Genomic DNA, 6,211 nt, shown 5'->3' with positions numbered 1-6,211 from the left:
ATTACACAATACGCTGAATGTACCGCTATGATGAGCCGCTTGACAGCAGCGGCTCATGAGCCAACTTAACCCTACTTACTAGCATAGCCTACAAGGTTATATTTGCCTCTTGTGCGCGCAGTAATGTGCCTTTTTGCCAAGAAGAGGGGCTTTGATTTGAGGCCGCATTTAACGGTTGTGCTGCGGTGTGTCTGGCAGTGTTGTTTGGTGTTGTTTGGCGGGGAGCATTGGGGTTAGGTTTATCGATATTCGGTTTATTAAGGCTTGGGCTGGTGCTAGAAGATATGCGGTATTCGTAAATGACCGCATAGGTGAGTACGTTTTGAACATACTGGCGGGTTTCTTTGAAGGGAATCACCTCGATCCACACATCGGCAGGGGTTTGTGTTTGAGGGGTTTTTAGCCACCGCTTTACACGGTGCTTGCCGGCATTGTAAGCCGCGGTGGCTAAAACGCGATTGCCGTTAAATTCGTTCAGTAATTTACCTAAATAGGCGCTGCCTAAATGAATGTTGTGCTCGGGTGTGAATAAATCTTGCGTGCGATGATGCGTGATGCCTGAATGCCTAGCTTGCTCTTTGGCGGTTGCGGGCATTAATTGCATTAATCCGCGTGCTCCTGCGTGCGATACAGCGTCAGCGGCAAAGGCGCTTTCTTGGCGTGCGACGGCATAAATTAGTGTTTCGTCGAGCTGGCTTTTAATTGACGCTTGCGCTACCTCGTTGTTGTAGGCCAGCGGAAAGCGCAAGGTGAGATGATCCCATAAATTACCGGTAATCATGGCAACAATGCCCGAGTTGTACCACCCCCACTCTTTAGCGAGCTCGCCTGCGGCTAACAGCTCTTGGTTTTTAAGGTGTTTGAGTGCGTAATACCATTCTATGCGTGCTTGCTGTTGTTCTCCTATGAGCCACAGCTCTTTAGCGCGCTGCATGGCGGGTTGGTTGGCTAGCGTTGCTTTTAATTGGCTATTCGCTTGGGTAGTGGCATCTTCTAGTGTGTAATGGCTGCCGATGCGATCTGCGGCTAAAAAGCCATACCAGCTACGTTTGGCTGCTAGTGCAGTATAAATAGCCGTAGTATCAATATTTTTGCTTTGCAGCATTTGATGGCTGCGAGCATACCAGTATTGCCAGCGGTCACTTTGCTGCTCTTTGGGTGGCAATATAGCGATATTTTTGGCCACAGCGGCCCAATTTAATGATTCTAAGTTTTCTCGTATTAAGCTCTCAATAAGTTTTGGATTGCGCAATGAATGCGAATAACTGAGTAATTGCTCTGCCTCGACTAAATAGCCCTTGCGGGTAAGGTATTTAATAATTTGTTGCTTGGTTTGGGTGGCGAGCTCGGCATTAAATAAGCGCTGCGCTTCGTACTTTTCCCAGTGTTGCCAGGCGAGTTGTGGTTGCTGGTGTGCAAGTTTACGAATACCGTGGGCAATAATTGTTTGCATTTCAGGTGATGAGTGAGCAAAGGTTTTAGGTTGTGTTATGAGTGAAGGTTTTGCATTGACCTTAAAGTAAAGCTCGGCCAGTACTTGTTGTGGTTGACTCATGCTGCGCTTCAGGTAGCGCGCTAACGATAACTGACCGCTATTAATGGCTTTATCAAAGCGGCTCCAACGCAAGAGAGGGGTGATTTTATGGTGAGTCGTTAGTGCATTAAATAGTGGGTCGCAGGCTTTTGGTTGGGATTTGCCAACATTCCACAAGCTTGTGGCCTCATCTAAGGCGGTTAAATCACCAGTGCGATAGCGGGCCAGTAATGATCGGCAGCGCATAGGCGTGGAGCTAAAGCCTGCCGTGTAGTAATGGTTAAATTCTTGCCAGCGCTCTTGCTGAGCTAAAAAATACAGTAGGCTCCCTGTGAGTTTGTCAGCCAATAGTGAGTGTTTATTGTCGGCTAAAAAGCGATCAATGGCCGCTCTCGGTGTCTTGGCGAGTTGCTTACTGAGTAACTGGTATTCAAGATAAGGTTTCAGCGGGTAGTGCTGCAATTTACTCAGGTGTGCTTGGGCGATAACTAGTTGCTTGTTTTTAAGAGCGTTTTGGGCGGCTTTATAGGTAAAGCGCATATTTTGTTTGGCCGCTTCGCTTAAAGTACTGTAGTGGGCGATAGCCTGCTGTTGTGGGTCAAGTGTGAGTGGTGTGTCATGTCGTTGTGCAGAGGTCATTGCTGGCTGAGGAGGCGTGGTAGCGTTTGGTGGCGGCAAAATCAGGCCTTGAGCATTGGGTTGCGCCCAATTTTGAGGTGACATGCTGACTAAAAATACGCATAGTGCTACACGTGCGTAGGTGATGAGTTGTTCGCTGTTACTCAAAATAGTCACTGTGGCTTCCTTTATTGCAAAATATCAGTCTATCCCCTTATTGTTGAACAGGTATCGGCAACTTACCACTCTTTTGTAGGCATAATACGTGGATTTTTATAGGTATATTGCGGCACACTGCGCCCCGCTGAATTTTGAGAGAAGATTATGAGTTTGTTAAAGCTAGATAGTTTGTGTTTGTCGTATGGCGAACAGGTTATTTTTGATGGCGTCAATATGCTGCTAAACAGCGGCGATAGATTGTGTTTAGTCGGTCGCAATGGCGTGGGTAAATCGACGTTACTCAAAGTTATTGATCGTACGATTACCCCCGATAGCGGTACCACATGGTGCAGTGATGGCATGCGCATTGCCGGTTTGATGCAAGACCTACCTGATGCCGACGAAACTTGCGTGTTTGATTTTGTCGCACAAGGTTTGCCTGAGTTAGCGGCTAGCCTGAGTCGTTATCATGCACTTATTCATGAGTCCGAAACAGTCCCTATGGACGATAGAGCCTTAAATGAGCTGTCAAAATTGCAAGGCATTATTGAGGCGCACGATGGCTGGGCGATTAACAATCGTATTGAGCAAATACTGACACGGCTTGATTTAGATGCCGAAACGTTAATGCAAGATTTATCAGGTGGTTGGCGGCGGCGCGCGGCACTGGCCCGCGCATTGGTGATTAACCCTGATGTGCTCCTGTTAGATGAGCCTACCAACCACCTAGATGTACAGGCGATTGAATGGTTAGAAAAAGAGCTAGCAAGCTTTGCCGGTGCAGTGATTTTTGTGACTCATGATCGGGCTTTTTTGCAAAATGTGGCCAACCGTATTGGCGAGCTTGATCGCGGCCAATTAAGTATTTGGGATGGCAAGTACAAAGATTTTTTAGCCTTTCGTGAGCGTCAATTAGCAGAAGAAGAAAAGCACAATGCTGAATTTGATAAGCGTTTAGCGAAAGAAGAGGTGTGGATTAGGCAGGGCATTAAAGCGCGGCGTACCCGTAACGAAGGGCGTGTACGTGCGCTAAAAGAAATGCGTAATGACCGCGCACAACGCCGTGACCGCATGAAAACATCCAACTTTAATATGCAACAAGAATCGAGTTCGGGCAAAATTGTTGCCGAGCTCGACAATGTGAGTTTTGCTTATGATGATTGGCCTATCATTAAAAATTTTTCTACCCGTGTGATACGCGGTGACAAAATTGGCTTGATTGGCCCTAACGGTGTTGGTAAAAGTACTTTGCTTAAGATTTTGCTCGGGCAATTAGAGCCGCAAGCGGGTAAAGTTGCTTTGGGCACTAAAATAGAAGTGGCTTATTTTGATCAGCTGCGTGACCAGCTCGATTTAGAAAAAAATGCGATGGACAATGTCGCAGGGGGGCGTGAATTTATCGAAATCAACGGCAAGCCACGCCATGCCATTAGCTATTTGAGTGACTTTTTATTTACTGGTGAGCGTGCGCGTACACCCATTAAGGCATTATCCGGTGGTGAGCGTAACCGCATCTTGTTGGCCAAGCTGTTTAGTAAGCCTGCCAATGTTCTGGTGATGGATGAGCCCACCAATGATCTCGATGCCGAAACCCTCGACTTACTCGAAGAGCTGCTGCTGGGCTTCGAGGGCACATTATTGTTGGTGAGCCATGACCGTGAGTTTATGGACAATGTTGTGAGTAGCACCATTAGCTTTGAAGGTAATGGCATACTGCGTGAATATATTGGTGGCTATCAAGATTGGCAGCGCCAAGGCGGCAAGTGGCCTGAAGGTGGCGCTAAAGCTAAGCCGGTACAAGCTGAGCCGGTACAAGCTGACCCCAAAGTGGTGAATACACCTAAGCCGGCAGCTATGGCCGTTAAAAAGCCTACCGTAAAGTTAAGCTATCAATTACAGCGTGAATTGGGTGCTTTACCGGCAAAAATCGAAAAGCTAGAGCAAGCGATTGCCGATGCAGAACAAGAAATCGCGGCACCTGATTTTTACACGCAAGATCAAACAAAGGTCAACAGTAAACTGGCGGCATTGGATGCCTTAAATACCGATATGGAGGCAAGTTTTGAGCGTTGGCAAGAGTTAGAAGCCATGCAAAATGGAGAGGCTTAAATCATGTGGCCTATCGTGATTGTTGTGTTAGTGGTGGCTATGATGATTGGCCCTGTAATGATTATGCAGCCGACCAAGGGCCAAAAGCGCTTAGCGGCGCTACGGCGTTACGCCGCCGCTCAAGGCCTCCATGTCAATGCGAGTCAAATAAAAACTTCTGATGACACTGTGTGCTGGTTTTATTGGCTACCCCTAGCCGAAAAAGATCAGCTACCGATAATGCGGCTCGAGCGCCAAAACTATGCTCATGGTTTGCATGTTGCGAAGTACTGGGCGTTTAAAACACCAGAAACCGAGGTGCCTCAGGCGATTGAACGCTTTTTGCTAACGCTCCCTCCATCTGTGTGTGGGTTTGAAACAAAAACGCATGCTGTCGGTGTTCACTGGAGTGAAGCCGGCGGGCAAAAAAACCTCGATACTTGGCTGCCGGGCCTGCAAAGCCTGGTTGACACTGTAGTGGCATACTAATTTTGGTCACCGGTGAAGAGGTGGTAAAATCACCTCACTACTTAAAAAGGTGCACTATGAGCAAGCATACACGACCCCGATACGATGCCGACTTCCGATTGAGAAATATCTAGGGCACTCGAATCTCTAAATCGGTTATAGCGCATTGATCCAATAAAATATAAAAAAGCTAATAGCATAGCGTCACGGTTATGACGATTGATATAGTAATATGATGCATAAGGCCTCCTTTTGCACAAAAGGGGCCGACTGGTAATTCTTCTCCGGTGCCGGGAACCTATTTTGACCAAGATGGCAATCCGGTAACTGTTGGAGTCGGGCCGTTTGGTGGCACAGTCAGTGCGGATGGCACGACTGCTTATGATTTTGATTCTAATACAGGGACACTCATTAACCCGTTGGCTACTGGAGCAGCAAAATCGGTTTGTCCGAGCTGTTATTTAGCTGGTGCAGGTGGTTTGCTAAGAGCTGTGTTCGGAGGTACCAAGAGTGCCTTTGTGACAGTTACTTCATGGGGGCCTGCTGGGGCTGCTGATTTATCCGCTGGCCGTTGGGTGATGATGGGCGGAGCTACTAATGGAATTTTATAAGAACCGGTTTGTGGGGACCTCAAATGACAGTAAGGCCTTTTTCTTTTTCTTGGGGGGCAGGTCAAGGAGCTTTTTCTCCTGTTACTGGTCAGGTCTTAAGATCGAGGGTTGGATATGGCCCTGGTCTCGATGGCGCAAAAGGCGCTTTATTTGGCCAGAGATATTTGAAGTGAGAAATTAGATGGATGTATTTTTTTATTTGATCGCAATTGTTTTTTGCCTCAAGATAGTGTGGAACTTTTTAGTTCCACTACTTCTTGTTCGTATGGAAAAGAGCGGTGGTGATCAGAGGCGTATCTCGATGATGCCTATTGAGGTGGTGTTCTGGTTGCTGATTGTTATCTATGCCTTTATTCAAGGTGATTTTTATATATTTGGTTTGGGTGCGTTAGGTATAACTGTTGTTGGTGCCGGTCTGATAGCTTTATCTTACATGAGCTGTATTTTCTTTGCGTGGTATAAGAATAGAAAAGTTAATGATGTTGCTTAAGAAATAATGTTTCAGCTAGCTTCATCATATTTTGGTTTTGCTCAATACTTTTGGCGTTTTTTTCAATAGATGAGCTGCCGTTAAATGCCCCCCAGATTGCGCCAGCCATAGAGCTGATCGTGTCGGTGTCACCGCCGAGTTTGATTGTTTCACTAAGCATTGAATCGAAGCCTTGGTTGCGGAATTTTAAAGAAAAGTAAATAGCAGTAACGCATCACTCGGAACTTGCAGGGACACTCACTC

Annotated in this window: 6 protein-coding genes; 4 read left to right on the top strand and 2 right to left on the bottom strand. The window is 46.8% G+C overall.

The window, feature by feature from the left end:
• Positions 1-88 precede the first annotated feature (88 nt).
• Entirely contained in the window at positions 89-2,329 is a 2,241-nt protein-coding gene (locus AC438_RS14365) for a transglycosylase SLT domain-containing protein (protein ID WP_053981961.1), read from the bottom strand.
• A 147-nt stretch (positions 2,330-2,476) separates the two neighbouring features.
• Here AC438_RS14365 and AC438_RS14360 point away from each other — a divergent pair, with 147 nt between their 5' ends.
• The 4 genes from AC438_RS14360 (at position 2,477) to AC438_RS16875 (ending at position 5,968) form a co-directional block, all read left to right on the top strand.
• Positions 2,477-4,420 carry an ATP-binding cassette domain-containing protein gene (locus AC438_RS14360; protein WP_053981960.1) on the top strand — a complete coding sequence of 648 codons (1,944 nt, stop codon included), beginning with the start codon at positions 2,477-2,479 and terminating at the stop codon, positions 4,418-4,420.
• 3 nt (positions 4,421-4,423) lie between these two features.
• The gene (locus AC438_RS14355) at positions 4,424-4,888 is read left to right on the top strand and encodes a hypothetical protein (protein ID WP_053981959.1); all 465 of its coding nucleotides are present in this window, start codon (positions 4,424-4,426) and stop codon (positions 4,886-4,888) included.
• Positions 4,889-5,154: 266 nt separating this feature from the next.
• Positions 5,155-5,478 carry a hypothetical protein gene (locus tag AC438_RS14350; protein WP_053981958.1) on the top strand — a complete coding sequence of 108 codons (324 nt, stop codon included), beginning with the start codon at positions 5,155-5,157 and terminating at the stop codon, positions 5,476-5,478.
• 181 nt (positions 5,479-5,659) lie between these two features.
• A complete protein-coding gene (locus tag AC438_RS16875) occupies positions 5,660-5,968 on the top strand; it encodes a hypothetical protein (RefSeq protein WP_156317095.1) in 309 nt (102 codons plus the stop codon).
• On the opposite strand, the gene AC438_RS16650 is transcribed toward AC438_RS16875, so the two are convergent.
• A complete protein-coding gene (locus AC438_RS16650; RefSeq protein WP_082354184.1) occupies positions 5,952-6,170 on the bottom strand; it encodes an ADP-ribosylglycohydrolase family protein in 219 nt (72 codons plus the stop codon). The two genes, AC438_RS16875 and AC438_RS16650, sit on opposite strands and share 17 nt — an antisense overlap.
• Between the last annotated feature and the right edge of the window lie 41 nt (positions 6,171-6,211).

This window comes from Marinagarivorans algicola (genome assembly GCF_001292705.1).
Taxonomy (GTDB): domain Bacteria; phylum Pseudomonadota; class Gammaproteobacteria; order Pseudomonadales; family Cellvibrionaceae; genus Marinagarivorans; species Marinagarivorans algicola.
Note: the sequence above shows the minus strand (reverse complement) of the source record. Positions and strands in the feature narration are given on the sequence as shown.

What these genes read in the sequence shown, in the direction of transcription:
- AC438_RS14360 (WP_053981960.1), top strand. Translation starts at nt 2,477, where the DNA reads ATGAGTTTGTTAAAGCTAGATAGTTTGTGTTTGTCGTATGGCGAACAG.
- AC438_RS14355 (WP_053981959.1), top strand. Translation starts at nt 4,424, where the DNA reads ATGTGGCCTATCGTGATTGTTGTGTTAGTGGTGGCTATGATGATTGGC.
- AC438_RS16875 (WP_156317095.1), top strand. Translation starts at nt 5,660, where the DNA reads ATGGATGTATTTTTTTATTTGATCGCAATTGTTTTTTGCCTCAAGATA.